At 66.0% G+C, this 25382-nt stretch carries 26 protein-coding genes; 15 read left to right on the top strand and 11 right to left on the bottom strand.

The features are described 5' to 3' along the window. Positions 1-70: 70 nt before the first annotated feature. On the top strand, positions 71-1339 hold the full coding sequence (locus NA11_RS15035; protein ID WP_069162491.1) for a lipase family protein: 1269 nt from the start codon (positions 71-73) through the stop codon (positions 1337-1339). A 2-nt stretch (positions 1340-1341) separates the two neighbouring features. Here NA11_RS15035 and NA11_RS15030 read toward each other — a convergent pair whose 3' ends face one another. Genes NA11_RS15030 through NA11_RS15020 form a run of 3 tightly spaced genes read right to left on the bottom strand, consistent with a single transcriptional unit; the run spans position 1342 to position 4268 of the window. Beyond that, the gene (locus NA11_RS15030) at positions 1342-2193 is read right to left on the bottom strand and encodes a PaaX family transcriptional regulator (RefSeq protein WP_069162490.1); all 852 of its coding nucleotides are present in this window, start codon (positions 2191-2193) and stop codon (positions 1342-1344) included. Continuing rightward, entirely contained in the window at positions 2174-3409 is a 1236-nt protein-coding gene (locus NA11_RS15025) for a kynureninase (protein ID WP_069162489.1), read from the bottom strand. The genes NA11_RS15030 and NA11_RS15025 overlap by 20 nt, the downstream gene beginning before the upstream one ends. Positions 3410-3413: 4 nt before the next feature. Next, positions 3414-4268, bottom strand: a complete 855-nt coding sequence (locus NA11_RS15020) for a tryptophan 2,3-dioxygenase (protein WP_069162488.1) — start codon at positions 4266-4268, stop codon at positions 3414-3416. Positions 4269-4365: 97 nt separating this feature from the next. Between NA11_RS15020 and NA11_RS15015 the strand changes: the two genes are divergently transcribed. The 8 genes from NA11_RS15015 to NA11_RS14980 all read left to right on the top strand — a co-directional run bounded on the left by NA11_RS15015 (position 4366) and on the right by NA11_RS14980 (position 12881). Further along, positions 4366-5454: an alpha/beta hydrolase family protein gene (locus tag NA11_RS15015; RefSeq protein ID WP_141717594.1), complete on the top strand. Its 1089-nt coding sequence runs from the start codon at positions 4366-4368 to the stop codon at positions 5452-5454. Between the two features lie 242 nt (positions 5455-5696). After that, on the top strand, positions 5697-6650 hold the full coding sequence (locus NA11_RS15010) for an NAD-dependent epimerase/dehydratase family protein (protein ID WP_069162486.1): 954 nt from the start codon (positions 5697-5699) through the stop codon (positions 6648-6650). Positions 6651-6654: 4 nt separating this feature from the next. Further along, the gene (locus NA11_RS15005) at positions 6655-7605 is read left to right on the top strand and encodes a glycosyltransferase (RefSeq protein ID WP_069162523.1); all 951 of its coding nucleotides are present in this window, start codon (positions 6655-6657) and stop codon (positions 7603-7605) included. Beyond that, entirely contained in the window at positions 7602-8804 is a 1203-nt protein-coding gene (locus NA11_RS15000; protein ID WP_069162485.1) for an ATP-grasp domain-containing protein, read from the top strand. The genes NA11_RS15005 and NA11_RS15000 overlap by 4 nt, the downstream gene beginning before the upstream one ends. Then, on the top strand, positions 8801-9502 hold the full coding sequence (locus NA11_RS14995; RefSeq protein WP_069162484.1) for a hypothetical protein: 702 nt from the start codon (positions 8801-8803) through the stop codon (positions 9500-9502). Before NA11_RS15000 ends, NA11_RS14995 begins: the two co-directional genes overlap by 4 nt. Beyond that, complete coding sequence (locus NA11_RS14990) at positions 9502-10716, top strand: hypothetical protein (protein WP_141717593.1); 1215 nt, start codon at positions 9502-9504, stop codon at positions 10714-10716. The genes NA11_RS14995 and NA11_RS14990 overlap by 1 nt, the downstream gene beginning before the upstream one ends. Next, positions 10716-11648, top strand: a complete 933-nt coding sequence (locus NA11_RS14985) for a GNAT family N-acetyltransferase (protein ID WP_069162482.1) — start codon at positions 10716-10718, stop codon at positions 11646-11648. The genes NA11_RS14990 and NA11_RS14985 overlap by 1 nt, the downstream gene beginning before the upstream one ends. Positions 11649-11759: 111 nt before the next feature. Then, entirely contained in the window at positions 11760-12881 is a 1122-nt protein-coding gene (locus NA11_RS14980) for a TerD family protein (protein ID WP_069162481.1), read from the top strand. A gap of 16 nt (positions 12882-12897) precedes the next feature. Here the strand turns inward: NA11_RS14980 and NA11_RS14975 are convergent, their stop codons facing one another. Continuing rightward, positions 12898-13650, bottom strand: a complete 753-nt coding sequence (locus NA11_RS14975; RefSeq protein WP_069162480.1) for an SDR family NAD(P)-dependent oxidoreductase — start codon at positions 13648-13650, stop codon at positions 12898-12900. Between the two features lie 101 nt (positions 13651-13751). On the opposite strand from NA11_RS14975, the gene NA11_RS14970 reads away from it, so the two are divergent. Together NA11_RS14970 and NA11_RS14965 are read left to right on the top strand one after the other, a co-directional pair. Further along, positions 13752-15038 (top strand): sigma-54-dependent transcriptional regulator family protein, encoded by a 1287-nt coding sequence (locus NA11_RS14970; protein ID WP_069162479.1) that lies wholly within the window; start codon positions 13752-13754, stop codon positions 15036-15038. Positions 15039-15102: 64 nt separating this feature from the next. Further along, positions 15103-16140: an SAM-dependent methyltransferase gene (locus tag NA11_RS14965; RefSeq protein WP_218023303.1), complete on the top strand. Its 1038-nt coding sequence runs from the start codon at positions 15103-15105 to the stop codon at positions 16138-16140. Between the two features lie 42 nt (positions 16141-16182). On the opposite strand, the gene NA11_RS14960 is transcribed toward NA11_RS14965, so the two are convergent. Further along, complete coding sequence (locus NA11_RS14960) at positions 16183-16998, bottom strand: PIG-L deacetylase family protein (RefSeq protein ID WP_069162477.1); 816 nt, start codon at positions 16996-16998, stop codon at positions 16183-16185. Between the two features lie 160 nt (positions 16999-17158). Here NA11_RS14960 and NA11_RS14955 point away from each other — a divergent pair, with 160 nt between their 5' ends. Further along, on the top strand, positions 17159-17788 hold the full coding sequence (locus NA11_RS14955; RefSeq protein WP_069162476.1) for a hypothetical protein: 630 nt from the start codon (positions 17159-17161) through the stop codon (positions 17786-17788). Positions 17789-17824: 36 nt separating this feature from the next. Here the strand turns inward: NA11_RS14955 and NA11_RS14950 are convergent, their stop codons facing one another. Continuing rightward, complete coding sequence (locus tag NA11_RS14950; RefSeq protein WP_069162475.1) at positions 17825-18403, bottom strand: hypothetical protein; 579 nt, start codon at positions 18401-18403, stop codon at positions 17825-17827. A gap of 228 nt (positions 18404-18631) precedes the next feature. On the opposite strand from NA11_RS14950, the gene NA11_RS14940 reads away from it, so the two are divergent. Further along, positions 18632-19027 (top strand): Rossmann-fold NAD(P)-binding domain-containing protein, encoded by a 396-nt coding sequence (locus NA11_RS14940; protein ID WP_218023302.1) that lies wholly within the window; start codon positions 18632-18634, stop codon positions 19025-19027. A 321-nt stretch (positions 19028-19348) separates the two neighbouring features. On the opposite strand, the gene NA11_RS14935 is transcribed toward NA11_RS14940, so the two are convergent. The 5 genes from NA11_RS14935 to NA11_RS14915 form a co-directional block, all read right to left on the bottom strand. Further along, entirely contained in the window at positions 19349-19783 is a 435-nt protein-coding gene (locus NA11_RS14935) for a YdeI/OmpD-associated family protein (protein WP_069162474.1), read from the bottom strand. Positions 19784-19856: 73 nt separating this feature from the next. Continuing rightward, positions 19857-20486 (bottom strand): VOC family protein, encoded by a 630-nt coding sequence (locus NA11_RS14930; protein WP_174567691.1) that lies wholly within the window; start codon positions 20484-20486, stop codon positions 19857-19859. 587 nt (positions 20487-21073) lie between these two features. Then, entirely contained in the window at positions 21074-21967 is an 894-nt protein-coding gene (locus NA11_RS14925; RefSeq protein WP_141717591.1) for a DUF3558 domain-containing protein, read from the bottom strand. A 384-nt stretch (positions 21968-22351) separates the two neighbouring features. After that, positions 22352-23104, bottom strand: coding sequence for a HEAT repeat domain-containing protein (locus tag NA11_RS14920; protein WP_069162472.1), 753 nt, complete (start codon positions 23102-23104; stop codon positions 22352-22354). A 113-nt stretch (positions 23105-23217) separates the two neighbouring features. Next, positions 23218-23673, bottom strand: a complete 456-nt coding sequence (locus NA11_RS14915) for an Rv0361 family membrane protein (protein ID WP_141717590.1) — start codon at positions 23671-23673, stop codon at positions 23218-23220. A gap of 270 nt (positions 23674-23943) precedes the next feature. Between NA11_RS14915 and NA11_RS14910 the strand changes: the two genes are divergently transcribed. Both NA11_RS14910 and NA11_RS14905 read left to right on the top strand, forming a co-directional pair. Then, positions 23944-24690, top strand: coding sequence for a hypothetical protein (locus NA11_RS14910; RefSeq protein WP_141717589.1), 747 nt, complete (start codon positions 23944-23946; stop codon positions 24688-24690). Continuing rightward, positions 24690-25373: a hypothetical protein gene (locus NA11_RS14905; protein ID WP_069162469.1), complete on the top strand. Its 684-nt coding sequence runs from the start codon at positions 24690-24692 to the stop codon at positions 25371-25373. The genes NA11_RS14910 and NA11_RS14905 overlap by 1 nt, the downstream gene beginning before the upstream one ends. The last annotated feature ends 9 nt before the right edge of the window (positions 25374-25382 follow it).

Below are 25382 nucleotides of genomic sequence, written 5' to 3'. Positions count from 1 at the left end.
AGGTACCTGGAACGTGCTTGGTCTTCGCTCTGCCCTCTTTGCTGTAGGTGTCACGCTCGCTGCTGCCCAGGTGATCACGGGGACGGCGCTCGCCGATCCCGCACCGTCGGGCTCGGGCCAGGACGGGTCGCAACCCGCATGGCCGACCCGGCCGGGGGAGAACCAATTCCCCCGCCTCCCCAGCGAAACCGACATCTACCCGTTCATTCCGGTCCCGCTGCCGACGGACGATCCGTGGTATGCCGACCCGGCCGATCTGGACAACCTCGCCAACGGTGACGTCATCCGCAAACGGGTGGTGACCACCTATCTGCTCGCGGTGCCGTGGCCGCCGGTGCACACCGAACAGATCCTGTACCGCAGCACCGACAGTCGCGACCACCCGATCGCCACCGCGACGACCGTGCTGATTCCCGGGATCCCGTGGCTCGGCCCCGGCACCCGGCCGGTCATCTCCTATCAGGAGGCGATCGACAGTCTCGATCCCGCATGCAACCCCTCGCACACCCTGCGCGCGGGCACCATGAAGGAAACCCAACTGCTGCTGCAGTTCCTCGGCGAGGGCATGGCGGTGTCGGTGCCCGACTTCAACGGCAAGACGAACACGACGCTCGCGCCGAGCGAGGGCCGGATGGTGCTCGACGGCGTCCGCGCGGTCCGGCGGGCAGGCATCGGCATGGACAACTCGGCGGTCGGGCTGTGGGGCTACTCAGGCGGCGGCAGTGCCACCGCGTGGGCCGCCGAACTGCACCGGAGCTACGCGCCCGAACTGCCGATCAAGGGCAGTGCCCAGGGTGGCGTGCCAGGCAACAAGCACGCGATGACAGCGCACGCGATGGATGCGGGGGCCGGTATCGCGGGCCAAGCCGACTTCATCGGCTGGATCTGGCTGATCGGCCTCTCTCGCGAATTCCCCGACCTGCTGCCCCTCGACAAGTTCCTCACCACCGATGGCATGACCGTTGCGCACGACATCGAACATCGCTGTCTCTACACCGCGGCGGCCACCGGGGCTTGGCGTCCGCTGAAGAACTACCTGAAGGATCAGAACGCCTTCCTCGACCCCGACATCCAAAACGTCCTGCATCGCGACAGTCTCGGCTACGCCGATACGCCCGACATCCCCGTCACCATGTGGCATTCCACCACCGACCCGCTCATCCCCATCGCCGCCATCGAGCCGGTGGTCAAAGCGTACTGTGCCGCGGGCGTCAACCTGCGCTTCTTCAGAGTCCCTGCCAGTGAACATATTTCGGCCGAACTGATCGGCTACGAGCCTTCCCTGCTCTGGCTCACCGCAGTCCTCGCAGGCGCCGACCCCGGACCGACCACCTGCTGAGTTCATGGCTGGGTCGAACGGACCCAGCGCCGGCTCGGTTCCAGGCAGCGGCGCTGGGCGCGGGCGAACAGGTCGACGCTTTCGGGGCCTGGCCAGTCCAGTGGGAGCATCGGCTGGGGGAGACCCGGGTCCAGGTAGGGGATGCTGCGCCACTCGTCGAGCAGGGGCACGAAGTGCTCGAATGATTGTTGGTCGCTGAGGTTTTCGAGGGCGAGCAGACCGCGGTGATGGTCGAGGAAGGTGCGGTGGCGCCGAGCAAGGGCAGGCAGGTTCCACCATTGCGCCGCCGCAGCGCGCAGTGAGTTCGGCGTGCTCAGGTTGGTCGCGCGGAATGTCGTGATGTAGTCGTCGAGCTGGAGCGCGGAGATGATCGCCCCGGCCTCGGGCGCCAGGTATTCGGGGCAGATCCAGAGGCCGGGGGAGACCGTGCCGCACCCGATCGCGGACAGTCGGCGCCGGAGCTGGTGGCGCGCGGCGCGCTCCGACTCCGGGATGCCGAACGAAATCAGATGCCAGGCATCGTCTTCGGCCATTTGCCGGAAGCCGAAAATGCGCGGTTCGCCGCGCAAATACATCGCTTCGGCGGCGTCGGTGATCCGGTAGCCGCTTTGCCCGCCCCTGCTCTCGGCGTCGAGCACGCCCTTGCTCTTCAGCCGGGCGACCGCGGTTCTGGTGCTCTGCTCCGGAATCCCCAGTCGCGCAAGCAATGCGCTGAAATCGGCGATGGCGATCCAGCCGCCGAGGTCGCGGACGTACGCGCCGAGCACTGTCCTGGCCAGAGAGGTGACGCTGCCCGGCCGCGAATCGATGTCGTCGAGGACGGCACCCTTGGGGTCAGTGCTTGCCGAGCTCATCGCGGATCGCCGCCACTCCAGCGAGCACCTCGGCGTAGGTCGTGCTCAGCGGGCTCAATCCGATCCGGATGCCGTGCGGTCGCCGGAAATCCGGGATGATGCCGCGCTGCCATAGGCGTGCCGTGACGTCGCGGAATTCGGGATGGTCGATCGTCACGTGGCCACCGCGGCGGGCCGAGTCCGTTGGTGAGGACACTGTGACGCCGAGCGGCACCAGCCATTCCTGCACCAGCTCGAGCGCGAATTCGGTGAGGGCGACCGACTTTTCCCGCACCGCGGGCATGCCTGCCTCCTCGATCAGGTCGAGCATGTCTTGGATCGGCAGCATGCCGATGATCGCGGGCGTCCCGCTGATGACCCGGCGGATCCCTTCGGCGGGCACGTATCCCTGCGCCATCTCGAACGGGCTCTCGCGCCCCATCCAGCCCCAGATCGGCTGTGTGAAATCGGCGAGATGCTCGGCCCTGACATAGGCGAACGCCGGTGCGCCAGGCCCGCCGTTCAGGTATTTGTAGGTGCAGCCGACCGCGAAATCGACTGCCCAGGAATCGAGTTCGATCTCCACCGCACCTGCCGAATGGCACAGGTCGAGCAGCAGTAAGGCACCTGCGTCGTGCGTGACGGCACAGATCGCCTGCGCATCGAGCAGGTAGCCGGACCGGTAGGCGACATGGCTGAGCACCACGAGTGCGGTGCGTTCCGAAACGACAGCGGCCACGTCCTGCGCGGTGACACCGCCGGTGAACTCCGGCTCGATCCACCGCAGGGTCAGACCGAGCTCGCCCGCGATCGCCTCCAGCAGGTATCGATCGGTGGGGAAGTTGTCGCGGTCGAGCACGATTTCGGTGCGCCCCTGCCGCAGCGCGAGCGCGCCGCGCGCGATCTTGTACAGCAGCACGGTGGTCGAGTCGCCGATGGTGGTCTGCCCGGGGGCGGCGCCGAGCACCGCGGTGCCGATCCGCTCGCCGATCGTGACCGGCAGGTCGAACCACTGCTCGTCCCAGCCGCGGATGAGCCGCCCACCCCACATCTCGGTGACGAAATTCGCGAGCCGGTCGGCGCTGGCCTTGACGGGTCTACCGAGCGAGTTGCCGTCGAGGTAGGCGACGATCTCCGGATCGTCGCTGCCGAGGAACCGGCCGGGAAAGTCCCGCAGCGGGTCTGCCTCGTCGAGAGCCTGTGCGTGCGTGGCGAAGTCGACAGGGGTGGTGGTCACGTGGTCAGACTCCGATCTCGGTGCGTACCGCGAACAACTCGGGGAAGAAGGTGAGATCCAGTGCGCGCTGCAGGAAGCCGACCCCGCTGGATCCGCCGGTGCCTTTCCTGGTGCCGATGGTGCGCAGCACCGTGCGCATGTGCCGGAACCGCCACAGCTGGAAATTCTCCTCGAGGTCGACGAGCTCCTCGAACGTCTCGTAGATCGACCAATGCTTCTCCGGCGCTAGGTAAATGGACTTCACCAGCGGAATCAGGTCGGGGTCGAGGACGTAGGCCTTCGTCACGTCCCGATCGAGCGTCGACTGCGGTACCTCGAATCCGCTGCGTGAAACATGATGCCAGAACGCGTCGTAGAGGCTCGGCTCTGTCAACAAGGTCTGCAGGTCGTCGTGCGCCACCGGGTCCGAGGCGAAGACCTTGAGCAACGCGGCGTTCTTGTTGCCGAGAATGAACTCGAGGGCACGGTACTGATGCGACTGGAAGCCGGATGCGCTGCCGAGCACGTGCCGGAACTGCGCGTACTCCGTCGGCGTCAGCGTCGCGAGGACCGACCACTGCTCGGTCATGGACTTCTGGATCTGCTTCACCCTGGCAATGCATTTGAGGGCAACGCCGGGGTCGTCGGCCTCGAAACCCGCACGCGCCGCGCGGATCTCGTGCAGCACGAGTTTGAGCCACAGCTCGGTGGTCTGGTGCTGGATGATGAACAGCAGCTCATCGTGATGCTCCGGTCGCGTCCGCGGATGCTGGGCGCTGAGCAGAACATTCAGGTCGAGATAGTCGCCGTAGTTCATCTTGGCGCTGAAATCGGTGACGATGTCGTGTTCCAGTGCGCGGGTATTGCGCTCTACGGTCATGCGAAAACCCCACTCGTTCGGTGCTACCTACCTCCCACCGTATGACATTATCGTGACGCACGCCAGGTATGTGTCATAGAAGGGTAAGGTGGCGCATATGTACGTCGTCTTCGGGCCCGACGCGGTCAAGGACTGGCGCACAGCCGCCGAACTGCTCGCCGAGGCCTTCGCCGCGCACGAGGTGACCGGCGAGCTGGTGCCGACGAGTGATCCGGCCGAGTTCGCGGCCGCCGTCCGGGCCGTAGCCGACGATGCGGAATTCATCGTGGTCCCCGGTTCGGCCGCATTGCCCGACGTCGCCGATCGACAGGTGATCCGGGTGGATTTCGGACGGTGTCCGCTGGACACTGCACCCGGAGTCCGAGCGCACATCCGTGGGCGCGGCCTCGTCGGCCTCCGCTACGCCGTCTCGAGTTGGTACTTCCGCCGATTCCATGCACCGGCCGTGCACACCTACGGCACGCATCCGCAGCAATGGGCTGACCTGCGCACGCCGCCGGGGCCTGGCCCGTTTCCCGTGGCGGTGCTGATCCACGGGGGATATTGGAAGCCGTGGTGGGACGCCGACATCATGGACGCCCTTGCTGTCGACCTCACCGCCCGCGGGTATGCCACCTGGAACATCGAGTACCGCCGCCCGATCGAATCCGATTGGCAGACAACGGCGGACGACGTTGCCGCCGCATATGCCGCGCTCGCCGACCTTCCGGAGGCGAACCGGCTCGACCTGGATCGGATCGTCGTCGTCGGGCACTCGGCGGGTGGGCAGCTTGCGCTGCGCCTGGCTGCGGATGCGCCGACGCCGCGGCCCGCGCTGGCCGTGAGCCTGGCCGGTGTCCTCGACCTGCACCCGGCGTGCGAGCGCTCGCTGGGCGACAACGCGGTCTCGATGGCCCTCGGTCGCCGCTACAGCGCGGAGGTCCACCGGCACAGCTCGCCGATCGAACGACTGCCGATCGGGATCCCGCAGCTGGTGGTCGTCGGGCTCGACGACGACCCGGATCTGTTGGAGATCAGCAGGCATTACGTGGATCGCGCGACGGCGGCGCACGACCCGGTCGGCTTCATCGAGCTGCCGGGCGACCACTTCGCGGTGATCGACCCGAGCGCCGAGATCTGGCGGCACACTATGGATTCGGTGTCGCACACCCTCGGCGTCGGTGGCGAAATGTCGGATTCGGCTTAGCATTCCTGCCGATTCTCGGCTGCTCGACGGAAAATGTCCGTTCGCCTGCCGCTTGTATTGCCCCGAAAACTGTTGGCTTTCGGCGATTTTCGGCGCTACATAGGCTTGCCCGCACACAATCCGCACGACTCCGAGTGAGTCCTGCAGATCCGGACAAAATCCGAAATGTGTGGACACATACGGCAATTCCGTCGATATCAGCGGCGGTTGGCCGGAAATATAGTGCTAGGTGGGACAACGGAATGAAGGTTGGCGTCACGGGTGGGTCGGGATTCATCGGCTCGTATGTCTGTGAGGAACTGGTGCACCGCGGTCACGAACCCGTGATCTTCGACCACCGACGCCATGCGGGGAAGCAGCCGTACGAGGTCATGCTCGGCGACATCCGCGACGGAACCGCGATGACCGAGCTCGCCGCACACTGCGAAGGCATCATCCACCTCGCCGCCGTGCTCGGTACGCAGGAGACGATCAAGCAACCGCGCCCCGCTGCGGAGACGAATCTTGTTGGTGGACTGAACTTCCTGGAAGCAGTGACGCAGTACGACCTGCCCGGCGTTTACATCTGCGTCGGCAATCACTGGATGAACAACAGCTACTCGATCTCCAAGACCGCCGTCGAGCGGTTCGTGCACATGTTCAATGCCTATCGGGGCACCCGCGTCACCAACGTCAGGGTCGTCAATGCCTACGGGCCGAGGCAGACCGCTGCGGCGCCGTTCGGCGCGGGCAAAGTACGCAAGTTCACCCCCGCGGTGATCTGCCGTGCGCTGTCGGGATGGCCGGTGGAACTGTACGGCGGCGGCGTTCAGCTCTCCGACATGGTGTGGGTGGGTGACGTTGCGCGAGTGCTGGTTTCGGCGCTCGAGGCGGCGGGAAACGGCGTGGTGCCCGACGCGGTGATGGAAGTGGGGCCCGCGCATTCGCAGTCGATTCGCTCGGTGGCCGAGCTGATCATCGATCAGTGCGTCGCGCTCGGACACCCGAGGGTGCCGATCGTCGATCTGCCGATGCGACCCGGTGAGGAGGTCGGCGCGACGGTGCGCGCGGACCCGATGACGTTGCCCGCCATCGGCGTCGACCCGGCATCGCTGCTGCCGCTGGCGGACGGCATGCGCCGCACGATCGAGTGGTTCATCGAAACCCGTGGCACGCACTGGACGGCGCCGGAGCCGTGCGAGACAGCAACGGCGTGACGTGATGGTGAGCGTCACCGTGGTGGTGCCGTGCCGCGACGAGCAAGACAATGTGGTTGCGGCGCATCGGGCGATCGTCGACGAACTCGGCGCGCACGACGTGGAGGTGTTGTTCGTCGACGACGGCAGCGTCGACGAGACCCTGCCGTTGATCATCGGGCTGGCCGCCGAGGACGAACGGGTGCACTACATTTCGTTCGCCCGCAACTTCGGCTTCGAAGCCGCCTTCGCGGCGGGCTACAAGTACGCGGCGAAGGCGTGGATTCTGCACGTCGACGCCGACCTGCAGAGTCATCCGAGCCAGGCGCATCAGCTGATCGCGGCGGCCACGGATCGGGTGGACGCGGTCTTCGGCGTGCGGGACCAGCGCAAGGATCCGCGGCTGCGGCGTTGGGGATCGACGCTGTCGGACGTGATCGCGCGCCGCGTGCTCGGCATCGAAATGCCGCAGGGGGCAACCACGTTTCGGCTGGTGCGCACGGGCGTCGCGCGCCGCATTGTCGAGTTGCGGCGTCCTGCACCGTATTTCATGGCGTCGCTGCCCGCGGTGACGAATCGGTATGTGACTGTGCGGACGGCGCACCAGGCGCGGCGAGCAGGTTCGTCCAAGTTCACCGTCGTTCGGCTGGCCAGGCACGCGCTCGACCTGTATGTCGGGCATTCCACCGCACTTGCCTCCGGTGCGACGCTGCTGGTGGCCGCGGCTACCGTCGTCGGGGCGGTGGCACTGGTGCTGCTCGGCGCCGGGGTCATCGGGATCGCCGCGGCACTGTCGGCGGTGCTGTTCACCCAGGTGGCGGCCTTGCCGACGATCGCGCTGACGCTGCACTACTCGGTCATGGTGGCTCGGCGCACCGATCGGGCGCTGTACTACGTGCGAGCCTCCGACCTGGCCATCGATGATTCCGACCGGCTGCACCTGGAGCGTGTCACGATCGGTGGTGGCGTGCGATGACTCCTACCTTGGTGATCCTCGGTGGCGCCGACGGTGCCACGTCCACCTTCCGCCGTGCCCGCGAACTCGGGTACCGCACCATCTGTGTCGATCGCCGCGGTGACGCGGTCGCCCGGCCACTCGCCGACGAGTTCGTGCAGGCCAGCATCCGCGATCCGGAGCTGATCGCGGCCGAACTCGACGGGCGCACCGACATCGCCGGCGTGTTGTCCCCGGCCAGCGACACCGGGTTGCCTGCTCAGCGGTGGCTGGCGCAGCAGTGGCGGTTGCCCGATCCGGTCGCCGCGACGGCGGTGCTTGCGTCGCAGGACAAGTCGTACTTTCGTGCGGTGTGCGATCGGCTGGGGTTCCCCGGCTACGGCTATGTCGCGGGTCCCGCCGACGGTGAACTCGTGCTGCGGGCCGCCGCCCTCCGGTTCCCGGTGTTGGTCAAACCCCTTGATGCACAGAGCAGCCGAGGCATCCAGGTGTGCGCCGACGTGTCCGAGGTCGCGGCCGCGGCGCGGGTGGCGGCGCGCTACGCCAGCGCAGGGGAGGTGATCGTGGAAGAACAGCTTGTCGGAAGTCACTACAGTGCAGAAGCATTCGTCGATGGGGGACGGATCGCGTTCGTCGGGGTCAGTGCACGTACGCTGACCCCCGCACCGTACTTCGTGACGACGGCACATCGCGTGCCCGCCGATCTCGCTGCCGCACAGCAACACGCGTTGATCGGGCTGCTCGACGAGCTGGTGGCCGAGTTGGGTTATCTGCGTGGACCATTGACCATCGATCTGCTGATCGATCCCGCGGGTCGGCTGCACCTGATCGAAATGGGCGCCCGCGTCGGCGGCAACGGCCTCGGCGAGCTGGTCCGGCATGCCTACGGCGTCGACACCGTTGCCGCCTCGATCGCCGCCGCGACCGGCGGTGCGGCCGACGTGGTTCCGACGCGGTCGCGGGCGGCGGTCTCGGAAGTCCTCTATACCGACGAGGCGGGGGTGGTTGCCGACGTGGTCGGCGCCGACGCCGCCGCGACCGTACCGGAGCTGGTTGAGTTGATTCTGTTCGCACGTCAGGGACAAGCGGTACTTCCGTACCATAATGCGGCAAACAAGCTGGGGCACTTCGTCGTTGTCGCCGACAGCCCGGACGGGGCGGCGGCCGCTGCCGCGACCGTGCGCGCCATGCTTCGCTTCGAACTGAGTGGTGCCGCATGAAACCGGCGGTGCGCAGCGCGGTGCTCGCGGCACTGGCGATCGTCGCCGCGGGCTTGGTGTGGTTGGCGTCGGGGCGCGAGCAGAGCATCCAGAATCTCTGGACCCTGCTGGCCTCGCTGATCCCCTTCGTGCTGGCGGCCGAGACGATCGCGAGCCTGCGGCCGCACTGGTTTCAGCGCGGGCGGCTCATCGAACTCTGTGCTCTCGGTGCGTTTCTCGTCGTGTTCTGCTTCCTCGTCCCGAAGATCTTCGCCGCCGCGATCGACAACGATTTCGACAAGCTGTACTCGTGGATGCGGATCCTGGTCCCGCTGCTGATCCTGTGCCTTGCCCTCATGCTCCGGTTGGGTGGTGCGGCACCGGCCGTCGCCCGCCGGGTCAGCTACGCGGGCATCCTCGTCATGCTGTCGGGGATCGAGGATCTCGCGTTCCAACTGCTGCGCGGCAAACCGCTGGCTGCGCAATGGGATTGGGCCGACCACATGACGGTGCGGCTCGGCCATGTCGCGAGCCGCAACGAGGCGCTGGCGTTCATCGTCGTGCACCTGCTGCTTGCGGGACTGGTGCTCTTCCTGCCCGACCGGTTCTGGCATCGCCTCGGTGGCGGGTTCCGCCGTCGCACTGCGGGTTTGCGGCGCGGAGCGAACAGTCAGCGGGGCAGTAGCGCCAGGCAGCGAGCGGACGCGCGCACCCGCTGATGGTATCGACTCCTGCCGCGCGGTCGACGCTGCCCGCGGTGCGCACGGTGGTGTCGCTGGTGCTCGGGCGCGGCGGATTTCGCATTGCCTACCACGGGATCGGGCTTGTCCTGTTGGCATGGTGGGGCGCAGAGGTTTTCGCGATCTACGCGAGCGCGGTCGGTGCGACGGCGTGGCTCGCGCTGCTGAGTTCCGGGCCGGAGAAGGCGGTGCTGAAGCTCGTCCCTCGGTTGCCGAGAACCGGCGGGGTGGTCGCTCGTACCGCAGTGCTCACCTCGGCCCTGCCGCTGGCTGTCGCGCTGGTGCTGGTGCTGGTGCTCGCGACCGCAGGTTCGGTGGTGGTGGTCTATCCGCTCGCGGCGGCGTGGAGCGCGGCGCTCGGGTTGCTCACGGTGCTGGTCGCGGTGCATCGCGCGTCGGGTCGGCCGATGCACGACAGTCGGGGGTTTCTCCTGCTCGCCGTGCTGCTTCCGGTGGCAGTGCTTGCCGGTGTGAGCGGCGGGCTTTCACCTGGCGGGCAGTTGGCGCTGCTGGCCGCGGTCACGCTGGGTGTCGCGCTGTGGTCGGCGCGAGGTGCGGTGCCGATTGGTGCGCTGCTTGCGCGCCCGCGGCGCGGCGCCACCACCGCGATTGTGCGTGCCGAACTGCTGCTCGGCCTGTACGAACCGTTGGGGAGCGCGGCCGTCGGGGTGCTCTATGCGGTGCTCGCGCTCAGCGGCCAGCGGGAGGCGAGCACGACCCTGTATCTGGCGCTACTGATGTCGAGCGTGGTCGGCTCGTTGACGCTGTACCTGTTGCGGATCTACCAACCCGTTTCGTCGCTGCGGCTGCGCGGTACGGGCGCGCGGGCCGGTGTCGATATCGCCCGCAGACTGCTGATCGTCGGCCTCGGCGCGGGTGTCTTCGGCTGTGCTCTCGTCGGTGCGGTCGCCGGGCAGCTGTCGGCCGCGGCGCTGATTGTGCTGCTGCTCTGTTTCGAGATCCCGATTCATGCGGTCGTCAGCCTCGCACTGTTCCTGTTGGAGAATGCCGGACGGCAGCAGCTGACGATTGCGGCGGCAAGTGCCGCAACACAATTCGTTGCGGTCGCGGTGCTTGCCGCGCTGCTCGTGCCCGCGCACGGACCGCCTGCGGCGCTCTGGGTGCTGGTCGCCTCCTACGCCGTGCTCGCGGCGACGACGCTGCCGCGCCTGCGGTCGGAACAGGGGAGTTGATGCACGTCGAGACCTTCGACCCGCACCGCGAGGCGGCACCGCCGTGGTGGGAGGACTGGCGGCAGTCGGCCGGACTGCGCGCGACCTGGGCTTGGGACGTGCTCGCCGCCGCAGGCCCTCGACTCGGCATCGCCATCGTGCGCGACGGCGGCGATATTGCCGCGATGGCGGCGGCGCGCTGGATGGGGGTGGCCAATGTCGCCGCACCGGGCAGCACCGGCCAGCCTGGCTGGTGGGTGGCCGAGCCAGGAAGGGAGACAGAGCTTTTCGCGGTGCTCGCGCGGGGCCTGCGCGCCCGCTTTCGCTACGCGGTGCTCGGCACGCTGTGGCGCGAACTCGAGCTCGGCCAGGCCGAGGCGTTCGGCGGTGTCCGGATCATCAGGACGGTGAATCCGACTGCGGTGCTGCCGGTCGCGTGGCCCGACGAGCAGGGCTGGCTGCGCACGCTGTCGTCGAATCGACGCCGGAGCCTGCGGGCGGAGGCCAGGTGGTTGGCTCGCGATCAAGACCTCATCGCGGGAAGTGGGCCCGCCGCGGCACTCGACGCCGATCAGCTGATCGAGCTGTTCCGCCGGACCGAGGCGAAGTACGACGGCCTCGGCCGGGCGCCGCGCATGTCCGACGAATGGCTGCACCGACTGCTGCGCCGCCCCGATGTGTACGCGGTGCACTATCACGACTCGGCGCGAAAACTGCTGGCGGCGTTCACGATTCTCGATCATCCGAGCTGGCCGCTGGTGCATCGGTGGGGCGCGCTTCCCGTCGCGGAGGGGGGTCGCAAGCATCTGTACTTCGATGCCTTCCGGCGCACCGTCGGGTGGGCGGCGGCCGAGAAGCAGGGGCTGATCTGGGGCAAAGGGCTACCCGATGTCAAAACGCGTCTCGGGTGTCACCTGGAAGCGCGTTATGCCGTCGCTGTCGCCGCGCGCTGAATAGTAGTAAACGCAGCCATAAACAGTGCGTCTTTATCTTCGCGGTAAATTGCGCCGTAATCGGCGCGTGCCGTTCCCTGGATTTCGTGACTGTTTTTGTAGGGTGAAATAGTGACGGTGCTGCTGAGTCGGGGGCAGGACAATGTGCTCGAAACCGAGCACATCATGGTTTCGGTGCGACACAGTGCGGCGGTGGACTTGTCCGCCTTGCTGCTCACCGCGAAAGGCATGGTCCGGACGGACGCCGATCTTGTCTTCTACAACCAGCCCCTCGGCGAGGGGGTGCGCCTGGTCCGCACCACGGGCGAGCCGAGCGCCTTGGTGATGGACCTGGGCGCCGTCCCCGCCGACATCGACCACGTCCGAGTCGTCGTCACCCTCGACGATCAGCAGGACGGCTTCGACAAATACGCGGCGCCGGATTTGCGAATCGACGACGCTGCAGGAAATCGCTTGTGCGACTACGTCATCGACGGTGTCGGCGCGGAATCCACGGTGGTCGCCGTCGACTTCGACCGCAACGAGTACGGCTGGCAACTCCGCCCCCTCGGCCAGGGTTACGCGGACGGCTTCGCCGCACTGATCACCGCGCACGGCGTCGAGGTCGGCCACGCACCCAGGTTGGTGGTACAGCGTCTACCTGCCGAGGAGCTGCCGGAACCACTCAGCCCGAGCGAGTTGGCCACGCGCCCCGAAATAACTCTGTGCGAACCGGGCGGCGCGGAACTGTCCCATGTGAAAATGGCATTGGGCTGGGACCCGGTCCGCGAACCGGGGCGATTCGGATTGCGCGAAGCCGATATCGACCTCGACGCATCGGCGTTGGTCTTTTCCGGGCGAGAACTACTCGATGCGGCTTTCTACGGTCAATTGTCCTCGAAAGACGGTGCTGTCCGCCATCAAGGCGACAACCTCACCGGTGCAGGCAATGGTGAAATGATCTCCGTCGACCTCACCCGCTTGCCTGGCCGGGCCTCGACCGTCTTCTTCGTCGTCACGTCGTACGCGGGCCACACCTTCGAACGGGTGCACAACGCATATTGGCGCTTGGTCGACGGTGGCACCGACCTGGAGCTCAGCGGCGGCAACCTCCGCGTCGGCGGCAACCACACCGGCATGGTGGTGGCGAAAGTCCAGCGGACCGACGAGATCTGGCGATTTCGGGCGCTGGGTGCACCCATTCAGGCGGGCCACCCGGTCGAGGCCGCCGAGCAGGTGGCTCCCTACCTCTGACCTTTCTCGAATACGGTCAGTCGACGAGTGCGCCGCAGGACAGATTGAGGATTGCGCCAGTCATCGCGCCCGCACCGTCGGATGCGGCAAACACCGCTGCCTCGGCGACCTCGGCCAGGCGGGGGAGCCGTCCGAGGCGGGTATCGGCGATCAGCGGCCGCAGCTCAGGATCGTCCGCCGCCAGGCCAGGCACGGTTTCCGGAGTGAAATTGGGTCGCAGGCACACCACTCGCACACCCTGCCTGCCGACTTCGCCCGCGAGGCTGCGCGTCAATGCCTCGACTCCGGCGCACGCGATATTGAATCCGCCCATCCGATGCCGGGATTCACCGGCCGCGGTGCTCGACAACAGCACAATGGCGCCGGATCGCTGCGCGGTCATTCTGCGCGCGGCCGCCGTCGCGGTAATGAAATGTGCCCGCGCACCCTCGATGATCGGCGTCATGAAGTCGGTCAGCTCCATGTCGACAAGGGGTATGTCCTGAACTTCATTGACATTCACCGCGTTGAACGAGATGTCGAGGGAACCTGATTGCTCGACCACCTGGTCCGCGTGGGCTTCCACGGACGCTCGATCGTGCACATCGACCTGCGCGACGGTGGCCCGCCCACCACTGCCGATGATCTCGTCGGCCACCACGTCGAGCGTCTTCTTGGTCCGCCCAACGAGATACACGTGCGCGCCCTCGCGCGCGAAGGCCCGCGCCACCGCGCCACCGATGCTGCCTGCCGCGCCGTAGACCACAGCGTTCTTGTCGTTCAATCGCATATCGGTACAGACGGTGCCCACCAACCAAAATCATCGCCGGACTCTGCCTGCGCCGATGTTGTGCCGTCGACACATTGATCGGAACGCATCGGCCGGGGAGTATGGAGGACGTGGGCAAAGGTGCGGGGACCAGGGGGAATCCATGGGTAGCGCTGCGCCCTGACGAAGACGCCGACCAAGTCGGCACCGACGTCTCCGCCGCACACGCCTCCTTCGTCGAGCGCGGTGCGGCGCACGCGCCGGTCCGCGAAGTCATCGAGGCGTCCTGGCTCCGCAGCCGCGGCAACGGCGTCGACCCGGACCGGCAGATCGGCCGGACCGCGCTCACCGGAACCGAATTGGAACGCTACCGGCGCACCCACCCGATGTCCTCGGTCCGCCCGGTCGTGCAGACTCTGCTGGTCGAAGACGCCGAAGACACCGGGCTCCTGGTGGCGCTCAGTGACGCCCGCGGCCGATTGCTCTGGGTAGCAGGCGATTCGGCGGCCAAGGACCGAGCCGCCACCATGAACTTCGTCGACGGCGCCGACTGGAGCGAAGCCGCCGTCGGCACCAACGCCCCGGGCACAGCCCTCGCCCTCGACCATTGTGTGCAGATCTTCGGCGCCGAACACTACAGCCGCCTGGTGCACCCATGGAGTTGCGCCGCAGGCCCGGTCCACGACCCGGCCACCGGCCGAATCATCGGGGCCATCGACATCACCGGCGGCCCCCGCGTCGCGGCTCCGGAAGTCCTGTCGCTGATCAGAGCCACCGTCGCCGTAGCCGAATCCGAACTCCGAGCCCACCCGATCGCCTGCCATGAGACGCCGCGGGTCGAACTACTCGGCGCGGCCCCCGCCCTGTTGTTCGGCAACGAACGAATCACGCTGTCGCGCAGGCACTCCGAAATCCTGCTCCTGCTCATGGAGCATCCAGAGGGTCTGGGGACCGAACACATCGCCGTGCTGTTGGACGAACGAGACCTCGACGCGGTCACCGTCCGCGCCGAAATCTCCCGCCTCCGTAGGATTCTCGGCGGCACCACACTCGGCTCCCGCCCCTACCGGCTACTGACAGAACTCGATTCGGACCTCGGCGAGCTGCGTAACGGCCTGCGCCGCGGCGACATCGCCGCCGCAATCGCGTGTTACCGCGGCCCGCTGCTCCCCACCTCACGCGCACCCGGCGTCGGCCGCATCCGCGAATCGCTGCGCGCCCGCCTGCGCGCCGCCGTCCTGAAATCCCGCGACCCCGCCATCCTCAACTGGTGGATCGCCTCCGTCGAAGGTCGCGAAGACCGCACCGCTTGGTCGGCCTATCTCGCTTCCCTGGACCGTGATTCCTCGCTCTACGCACAGGTACGAGCCCAACTCGCCGTCTTGGACCAAGAACTGACCGCCCACTGAACCGTTCGGATGATCGAGCAACAGCAGGCAGTCATCTCCGATGATTTCTGGCATTCTGGCCGCTATGGACACGGATGCCTTGTCTCAGCGGTTGTTCCAGAACCTCACGGGTGCGCTGGAGATGTACGCCATCTACTTGGGTGAGCGCCTCGGTTACTACCGGGCGCTCGCCGATGGCGGCCCGATGACCGCCGCGGAACTGGCCGCCACCACCGGAACAGCGGAACGCTACACGCGCGAATGGCTCGAGCATCACGCCACTGCCGGGTTACTGGAGGTGGACGGCGACCATCGGTTCACGCTGCCGCCGTCGCACATCCCGGTGCTGGCCGACCGGGACAGCGTGCTGTTCGACACGCAGCACAGCATCAACCTTGTCCGCGTCGGCCGTCGGATGGCCGATCTGGTGGAGGCATATCGGACCGGTGCCGCGCCGCCGCCGATTCCGTGGGAACCCGAGGGCCGGGCCGAGTCGAACCGGCCACTGTTTGTCAATCTGCTTGGCAAGCAATGGCTTCCCGCCATTCCGGAGATCCACGAGCGACTCTCGTCCGGGCCGGCCAGGGTCTGCGACATTGCCTGCGGTCTCGGCTGGTCGAGCATTGCGATGGCGCTGGCGTATCCGACACTGACCGTCGACGCCATGGACCTGGACAAGATGGCCATCTCCGCCGCGCAGCAAAACGCTACCGCCGCAGGCGTATCCGATCGTGTGACCTTCGCCGCGACGGACGCCGCCGGCTTGGCAGGCACCGAGAAGTACGACCTCGTCACCATCATCGAGGCACTGCATGACATGACTCACCCGGTCGCCGCACTGGCTGCCGCGCGGAAATTACTGGCGGAGAAGGGATCTGTCCTGGTCGTCGACCTGTGGACGGAAGACGAGCTCACGGCTCCCGGTTCCGTGCGAGAACAACAGGAATACGGGTGGAGCCTGACCGCCTGCCTGCCAGGCGCCATGGGTGACCAGACCTCGGCTGCGACCGGAGCCGTCATGCGCCCGGCGACATTACGGACGTACGCCCACGAGGCAGGCTTTACGAACGTGACGATCCACCCGATCGACAACGACAAGTTCCGGTTTTACGAACTGACTTGACCCGGGTCTTCGAGCATCCGCAACTGCTGCGATTGGCTTGCGCTAGTCGGTGATTCCTGCGAAGAGGTCAGTTTCTGGAGTGGGTGCTGCGGTGGTGTCGTGGATTCGGATGTAGTCCTCCTCGGCGAAGACGGTTGCCCATTGGTTTTCGGGCACCTTTGCCGCCGTTGAATCGGCGAGTTGGTCGGTATGTGCGTACACGGCCTGTCGTTTGCGGTCCAGCACCGAGCCGACGTCGATGGTCGTCGTGATTGCTCGATCGATCCGATCAGTTAGTTTCACTCGGTCGGGATCTGGTGTTGGACGGTGGAATCCGTTGTCGGCCAATGCCTCGTAGACGCGTCGCCAATACCGCGTGCCGTGCGCGCTGTAATAGAGTTTCGCGGCAATACTGGTCGACTCCACCGCGAGTGCTGTGGCCTGTGCGGCGTGGCGGTGATCGGGGTGGCGGGTGCTGTCCGGCTCGTGGGTCAGGACCACCTGCGGGCGATGCTGTTCCAGCAGTCGACCGATGTCGCCCGCGACGCGTTCCACCGGGACACCACGAAAGAGTGTCGAAAGGTACGGCTGCTCCCACTCCACCGTGCCGGAATCGTGGTAGCCGAGTAGTTCGACGGTGTCGACCGACAGATGTTCGCAAGACCGGTGAAGTTCGGCCAGACGAGCCGCCGCTGCCGCCCGGGTGTCGTGATCGGGATCCGGCCTTCGCCCGTAGGGTCGGTCGCCGAATTCGCCGTTGGTGCAGGTGACCAGCACAGTTCGAACACCACGAGCGGCGTAGAGGGCCAACGTTCCGCCGATAGTGGTCGCTTCGTCGTCCGGATGGGCAAGAACTGCCATCAACGTTCTGCGAGTCATACCAGCACGGTACAAACCACCGAAGCGGTCCTCGCCATCGCCGGTTGGCTGATCGCGAAACAGACGACAATTCAACGAGATCAGGTAGGGCGGACGCCGATAGGCTGGCGGAGCGTTCGGCCGCCGGAGCCGAAACGGGTTGCGCGAGTTAGGTTGACCGTTGGCAAAGCAGACGATTTCGAGTGGGCGAAGGTCCGCGATAGACAGCGCGGAGCGCCGATGGCGGGTCGTCTGGCTGCTCACGATCACCGTGCTGTTGGCGGCGGCCCTCGTGGCATCAGCCGCCATCCTCCTGGCGCACCGGTTCTATCGGATGCAGGTGGTCTCCGGCTTTGTCCCGCTGATGTGCTGGATCGTGACAGTGGCGCTGCTTGTCCACGCAGCGAAGACCGGTCGGTGGCGCACGTGGACCTGGTTCGTGCCCGCCGCTGTCCTGGCGCTGGAGATGGTGCCTCTCGTACCGCTGATGATGTTGTTGGCGATCTTCGGTTCGAGTGACGGCAAGGTCGTGGTCGTCGGGGTGAGTCCAGACGGTCGCTACGAGGCCGTCACGCACGATGTGAACGCCGTGATCGACACCCTCTGCGGCGTCAGGCTGCGGGAGCGCGACGGCCTTTTCAGCAGGCAGACCCGCGTGTGGACGGCAGCTGAAGGTCAGCGATGTCCACGGCGTGTGTCCTTCACGGAAACCAACACGATCAGCATCATTGATGCGCGCGGCCGGGAAATCACGGCACACTTCGACCCCGACCGGCTGGAGGTAGCGCAGGTCTTGGAGCCGCCGTCGTGACCGATGAACAGTCCGATATTCGCAGCCGACCGACTGTCAACGGCCGCGCGGCGGTAAGGTCTGCGCCACTTCCATCCGGTCACGATCGAACGTTGTCGTCATCGGCGCACTGTCCTTCCGCTCGGTGACGCTGATCGTGGTGTCGTCCGGGAAGTACACGCGCACTGGACAATTCCCTTCGATCCGCTGCCATGCCAGCGCCTGTCTGCTGAACAATCCGCCGCGTTCGCGCAACCACACGCGGCATGAGGGTTCGAACCCGTCCGAGAACGACTCCGTGACGGCTTCATAGCGCCCATCGGGACTCACCTCGACGGCCCTGACCGTTCCGCGCCCGCCGGTGCCGGCTGCGCTCGACAAGAAAATCGAGATCGGCCACGCAATCATCATCAACGACATCAGGACAACGCCGGTTGCGGTGCGCACCCACCGTCTACACCGACACAGCCTCGAGACGAAGTGGCTGTAGACCGCCGCGCCCACAGTCCAGCACACAGGCAGGACCATGACGAACGCCCACGTGGGAACAAACGGGAGCTGATAGTAGCGGCGGGGCGTAGCGCCGATGAACCACGCCCCCACCCCTGCCGCGAACAGCGCGACGACAGCAAGCACCCACCCGATCTGCCGTACTCGAAACGCCCGATCTGCCGAGGTTGGTTCCGCAGCCGTCTCTTCAGTTGTCTTATCATTCAACGCATTTCCCGCTCACTCGATGCGCGCCCGACCCTCCCGATCGAGCACGCTGACAGCGTAGAGCGTCAAGAACGGCTGCGAGTGATCCGTTCGAACAGTTCCTCGAGTGGTTCGCCGATGTCTCGGCCGAACTGAGTGAGGCCGTAGGTGACCTGGGGTGGGGTTGTCGGCTCGACCATCGGGGTGCCGGTCGTCGACCCGGCCGACATTGCCGAGGTCGCGGCGGCCTGCCTGCTGGACAACCAGCACACCGGTGGCGTGTACGAATTGACCGGGCCGGAGGTGATCACGCCGCGCAGGCAGGCCGAGACCATCGCCGCAGCGCTCGGCTCGCCGGTGCGGTTCCACGACCTCACCCGCGAGGAAGCCAACGCCGAAATGGTCCGATTCGTGCCAGCAGAGCTCGCCGACGACACCCTCGACATCATCGGTTCCCCGAACCCGGCGGAGCTACAGATCAGCCCGGACGTGGAGCGCGTCCTCGGCCGCGCCCCGCGCCCCTTCGCCGACTGGGTCGCCCGCAATATCGCCGCATTCCGCTGAGAGTTCTGAACCGCACTACACCTCAGCCGGGTAAGCCGCGTGGCATATAGCAGCGCGGCGTGATTGGCCAGCATCGCCCGAGATACTTTGCTGGACAGGCGATCAGGGGGCATTGAGGTAACTAGCCTCTCGGGCGATGCCGCCCACAGTGCCCCCTGAGCACCTGACCAGGATCCTGTCTTCGTGCATTCCGACGACAGTGGGCGAAGACGGGGGGAATGGAGCGTGTGCGTTGGCCTCGGAGGCGTTGACGGGAGTGCGGGTGACCTCACGATCGGCAAGGAATTTGCTGCGACTCAATTCCTTGTGCGCGTGATTCCTTCAGCCTCGCAGGGTGGCAATGGCTTTCTCGATGCGGCGTTGGCGCGTGTCAGGCTTCTTCGCGCTTTCGATGGAGTGCACGTGCTCGCGTTTGCGGCTGTGGGCGAGGTTGTCGTAGGCGGCGCGGGCGACGGGGTCGGCGTCCAGGGCTTGGGTGAAGTCTGGGGGTTCGACGACGACGCGTGGCTCTGTGTCGAGTTCGAGCTCGACTTCGACCTTGTCGCCGATCGCGACTCCCGCGGCCTGCCGGTTGGCGTTGCTGAGGCCGAGCAGGTGGCGGCCGCGCATGAGAGCGACTCGGCTCTTCCAGGAGTGCCCGTTGATCGTGATCGTCACCGGCGGCCGTGCACCCTCGCCGAGCGCTGCCACCACCTCGGGTGGAACTTCCAGGCCACGCATGGGCTCGGGTGGCTCGACGTGGGTCCAAAACTTCATGATCTCTCTCCTGTTGTTCTGCCTGCTCGGGATCGTGGCTACTCGGCGTAAGGCTGGTCGGTTCCCTGGGCGCTCAGGCTGTTGCTTCCCACGCGAACCCGTCGGGGTCGGTGAACGAGCCGATGCCGCTGTTCATGACGATGCGGTGTGATCCGCTGCCTTCCAGGGCGACGCCCGCTTCCTTGGCGGCAGCCTTGCGTGGGTACAACGCCAGGGTGACCGGGGAGCCCGAGCTCGCGAACTCGGCGTACTTGCCGCCGAAGCTCTTCGACACCGTCAACCCGCGATCGGCGTAGAACTGCTTGCTGGCCTTCACATCCGACACACCCATCAGCAACACCAGGTCGTCGATCTCGCGGGTGAACGGGCCGACATCCTTCTTGTTCGAGGTCGCGATCTTCCAGATCGTGCCCTCCGGCGCCTGCACCACCGCGCTGTAACCCCACAGGCTCTTCTTCGCGGGCTTGAGGACGGTGAACCCGGCGTCGACCGCGGTGCCGACGAGGCTGTCGACGGTCGAGGGCTGCGACACCACCAGCGACAGGATGAATCCACGGAAACCGGTGGTCGGCTCCTGCGCTGCCCGGAACCCGAGCCGGTCACCCAGTCCGAACGCGGCGTCATAGATCGCCGCAGCGGCCTGAGGGTCGGCCACCTCGAGCTGAACGTTGATATCAGTGCTGATGTTTGCGGTGATTTCCATGCTCATAACGCTAAACACGGGCCGCCTGGGTCACATCCGTGCCAACCACGGAACCCACCACTGAGCTGAGACCCGTGGGAGCACGGGCCCGCCTCCCGCGCACCGAGCCACGTCGGCCCGCGGCAAGACTGCACATCTCCCTCCCGAGCGGTCAGCGCCACGACAGTTCGACCTTCGCGCGGAACGCGCGGGTCGCGGGATGGTTTGAGCCTCAGCGAGTCTTACCGGCCGCGGGGCGAACAACGCACGGTCTTGGGGCGGACACCGGCAATACAACGGTTCGCTGTCGGCGATACCGTTTATCCTCGAGTTCATTGGGGCATTCGGCTGAGCACATTGTCCGAGATGCGTTGCTGGACAATTGATCACTGGGAACTGAGGTAACTGGTCTCTCGGCCGATGCCGCCCTCAATTCCCACTGATCACCTGACCAGCTCGTCCATCACAGTGGGGTTCGCTGGTCGTATCGTCGCGTGACGAATCTCCGTTACCAGTGGTTGCCATCGGCCTGCGCAGATGATCTGTGTCGCAGTCGATCTCGTCTCGCGGACCGCGCCAGTTGGCGTCCGACAGGCTGTGTGTGTCGGTCAGTGTGGAAGCTGGTTGTAGAGCCGCGTGAGTTCTTCCGCGGTGGTGCGGGCCGCAGTGCAGCCGTTATCGGCTCTGATTGAGATGATTTCGGACTTTCCGTGATCGGTGGACTGCTCGTCGGTGCGGAGTGTGGCGACAGCCGGCTGTGGAGCGGTCGCGAGATAGATCCAACAGGCACCGGTATACCCGGGGTCGTGGCTCCCGGAACTCTCCACGGCGCGAAGGCCGCCGATCGTGGTTTCCTTCGCGATGAGTCCGCGGGCTCGCTCCCTGCCCATAGACCAACGGTCAGAGTCGAACGCGTAGATGATGTGCTGGAGTGTCGACTCGTCGCCGCGGTCGAGATGGAAGGCGCATGACCAAGGATCCCCGTTGGTCCCATTGTCTGCGAGCGCGGGACGGTGTCCCGGCCCGACCTTGCCGAGCACGGCGCACGGGTCGAGCGTGGCCAGCCGCGAGTTTATATGTGCGCGTTGCGATGTCGCGCGCAGGGGACGTTCGAGCCGGTGCGGAACGGCCGCTGTGGCGATGTCCCGCACGGTCTCGCACACATCGCCTTTCGGGTGATCTCCGATGAAATCGCCGCCGGCATAGACGATGAAGTTGAGATGCCTGCGATCGCTGACCGGCACGTCGGCCGTACAAGACACGCCCTCGACGCCAGGGTGCGGCGTGATCGGGCCCTCGTACTGCGGGCCACCGAGGGGATACATGGTGGCGGTGATCAAGGTGGGGTCGTCCCCGCCACGCGGGTTGAATGACACCCGGCAAGTGTCGAATGTGCCCAATGCGCCGAAGTAGTCCGGCGTCCCGATCCGCTGCATCGCCGCGTCGTCGACGACATAGCCGCACGGGTCGAGCGGGCGGAGGGTGTCGCGGTAAGCGATCATCTCCTGATCCTGCGCCGACAGTAACTGTGGAAATGCGGGCTGTTCGGTTGGCGATGCGGTCGTCGAATTCGTCGGTGTGGACGCACACGACGCTGCGGCGACTGCACCGGACATCAGTAGCGCGGTAGCGACGATCAGGTTCCTCACCGCGCGGATGCTACAAGGCTTCGTTGTATCCGCCTGCCGTGGACATCATGAATCGATCACTGCCTGATCACCTGACCAGTCACGCGCGCGGTGAGTGGTCAGAAGCCGTCATAGAAGCGGTACCAAGGTCCCTCGAAGTGGGTGTAGCTGTCCTCGGGACTGCTGTTGACCTATCAGCTGGTGAGCGTTTCCCAGCAGCCCCATTTTCCACGGCCAGGGACTGGTTCACCGAAACGTCTAGCGTCGCTTTGTTGCGGCGTTGCGCACTTCGGGATCGGGGTCGCTGGCCAATCGCGTCAGTAGTTGGCGGGGCTCGGTGCCGCGGTATCGGTGCAATGCCCAGGCGAGGGCGGAGCGGATCTCGGGGTTGGGATGGTCGACCAGGTGGGCGACGTCGACGACATCACCACGACTGCGGCGACCCAAATCGTAGAGGGCGACGATCACGTCGTCATCGTCGGCCGCATTGCGGAGTTGTTCGAGCAGTTGAGGTTTCGTGGGTATCGGGGGGTCGTCGGAGTATCGGCGGCGGAGGTCGGCGGCCTTGAATTCTCCGCGCCCCAGGCAGGCCGGGCAGGCGCAGGGGCGGCGACCGTGCGAGTCGGGATGGTAGCGCCAGCCGGCGACCTGTCGGACGTGCCGGATCCGATGGAGCTCGGTGGGAGCGATCGAACGAGGAACGACGATTTCGTATCCGCGCGGGTCCTCGGCGTGCAAGATGACGGAAACAGCTTCGGCTGCAGTCATTTCCGCGCCCGAGTTCGAGTAATGGCCGACCTGGACGGTTTCGTCGTCGGGTATGCGGAAATGCACGGCAACGATGAGTCGCTGCCCACCGCGCCGCAATTCGCGCAACCATTGGTGCGACAGCACGTAGGACGGCAACACCGGCAGGCAGAAGACTCCGCGCCTGAAACCACCCGCGGTGATGCCCGCCCGGCGGATTCGCCGCGCGTTCTTCTCCGGTGTCAGGTGCACTAGTAGAGCCACAGCACGAATCGTAGCGATTCCGGGCTGGTGAACGACGATCTCGTTTGCGGCCGAAGCAGAGTCGGCGTACAGCCACTCATGGGCCCTGACAATGGACTCCGCGGCGCGGGCCGCTAACCGAACTGATCCGCAGCGGGCGCGCACACTTTCCAGCGGTCACCTTCTTTGCGGAAATACAGCCGACGGGGCTCGCTCGGCGGGCGTGCAACCAGAGCCGAGGCGACCTCGCCCCGGATGACAACATCGGATACATCGACGGGCCGGCGTTGCCGATCAACGTCCGATTGGCCTCCTGAGTCAGGGTCTTCGCCTGCGGAGGCGCGATCGGTGAAGGTCGCGGCTTCTTCTTCGCACAGCAACTCGGTGACCTGCGCAGCGCTGCCCGACTCCACCGCGCTTGCGAAATCCTTGATCGCCGAGCGTATTCGCGCATCGTCGCCTCGCTCGGGTTGCGTCAGATAAATCACCAGCGCGACAGCGCAACCGATGCCGACAAGCACGAAAACCGCGATGAGCGCGATCATTCGCGCAGGGGTGAGCTGAAAGCGAGACGGCGACGGATCGGTCACGACTACTTGCTCCCCCCGGAGATGAAGGCGTTGGCTTTCACGGTAGCCCATAGACGTAATGCAATGCTACCGTTGGTATTACGGAGGGGTCCTATGTCGCGTCGGCTTGATGAACGCATCCGCCTCGGCACTGTGATGATGGCGGCGCTACTGGTGTGCGCCTCGTTGGTCGGCGCTCCGGTCGTCAACGCGCAACCCTCGCCGGTGCCGACGTCTCCGCTGGCTCCTCCGCCGCCACCGAAACGGATGTGCGAAGCGCAGGAACTGGCCGTGCAGCGCGCCGATCAGGGCATAGTGCGGCACAACGCGCAACGTAACTTGTTCGAATTGCCGCGCGAGCAAGCGGCGTACAACGCGTACAACGCCGAAGCCAACACGCTGAATCAGCAGCTCGCCACCGCGAAGGCCAACTTGCGCAGATGCCTCGACGTGCTGCAACGGATCGTGGACCCAGGGCTGCTCTCCCAGGTGACGCCGCGTCAAATCGAACGGACGACCGCCGCGAAAAACAAAGTGCCGCAGGGCTACACCCTGCCCTACCCGGCTGGCGGCAAGCAGGGGTATGCCGTGCCGACAGATTCACCGGCGCGCGAACTCTACAAAGTCGTGCGATCGATCAGCCCGCCGAGTAAGAGCAAAGTGACCGGTCCGCTCCAGGGGCAGCTTCGGCCTGCCGTCAATGACCCGGACCAGGCCTATCCTGGCGGTCGGGTAGGCAAGGACGCCAAGGGCGGTTCTGCGGTTTCGCTGGACCACGTGGTTTCGCTGGCCGAAATGTTCCACATGCCGGGCTTTCTCGGCTTGACGCCGGAAAACATGATCATGCTCGCCAACGCCGCGGCCGGTCTGCAATGGCTGACGTTCACGGCCAACCGGGCCAAGCAATCACGCAGCGCAGGTGACATACTCGGGGTCGACCCGAACTGGCAGGCCGCGCAGGTAGCCCTGGAGGACCAGGTCCGATCTCAACTGTTGCGCTTGATCCAGGATCTCCTCGAACTTCAAGGAGGACCGTAGTGCCCCGGATCGACCAGGAAGACATCGTTACCGCGCTCGAAGAGGACCGCCCGGTCGAATTCATCGACGCCACCACGATGGACAACGTCCTGGTGCCGGTGCGCTGGCGTCCGATCGCGGCATCCGGTGATCCTGCCGAACGCGCTGCGATCGCCCGCTCGCTGTGGAACAGCGATTTCGTCGAACTGGTTCCGAATTTCGCTGCGGCCCTGGATGAACAACTCGCCGATGTCCGCGTCTGCCTGCTACGCGAGGAGTGCGTGCTCGTCTACGCCGCCGCCGGCGTGGACGAGCCGTGGGTGGTGTGGATCGGCTGGGACCCGAGCGCCGCACGCGATGTGACGCCACCGCTGTGGGACGGCGTCTCCGGCCCGGTCCGCACCTTTCTGCGTGACGTGCACGCGGGCTACACCGCCGAGGACTGGGAATCCTATGGGTTGCTGTCTCCTCGTCAAATGCGCACCTTCGCGACGGAAGCGGGCTTCCCCGACGGAATCCCGGGCTGGGACAAGGATGTTGAAGCAACCCGCATGCTTCGCCTCGGCAAGACCTACAGCGGTGTCACGTACTGGGTATCCCCGGACCTGCCTTCCGACAAAGTCGTTGTCACCTATGAAGGGGACTTCGACATCGAAGACTTGGCCCCTGAATTGGACAAGCTGCTGTCCTACCGCATCGTCTGACCGCCCCTC

The sequence above is a fragment of the Nocardia altamirensis NBRC 108246 genome (assembly GCF_001612685.1).
GTDB lineage: Bacteria > Actinomycetota > Actinomycetes > Mycobacteriales > Mycobacteriaceae > Nocardia > Nocardia altamirensis.
This window is presented reverse-complemented; position numbering and strand designations above follow the sequence as displayed.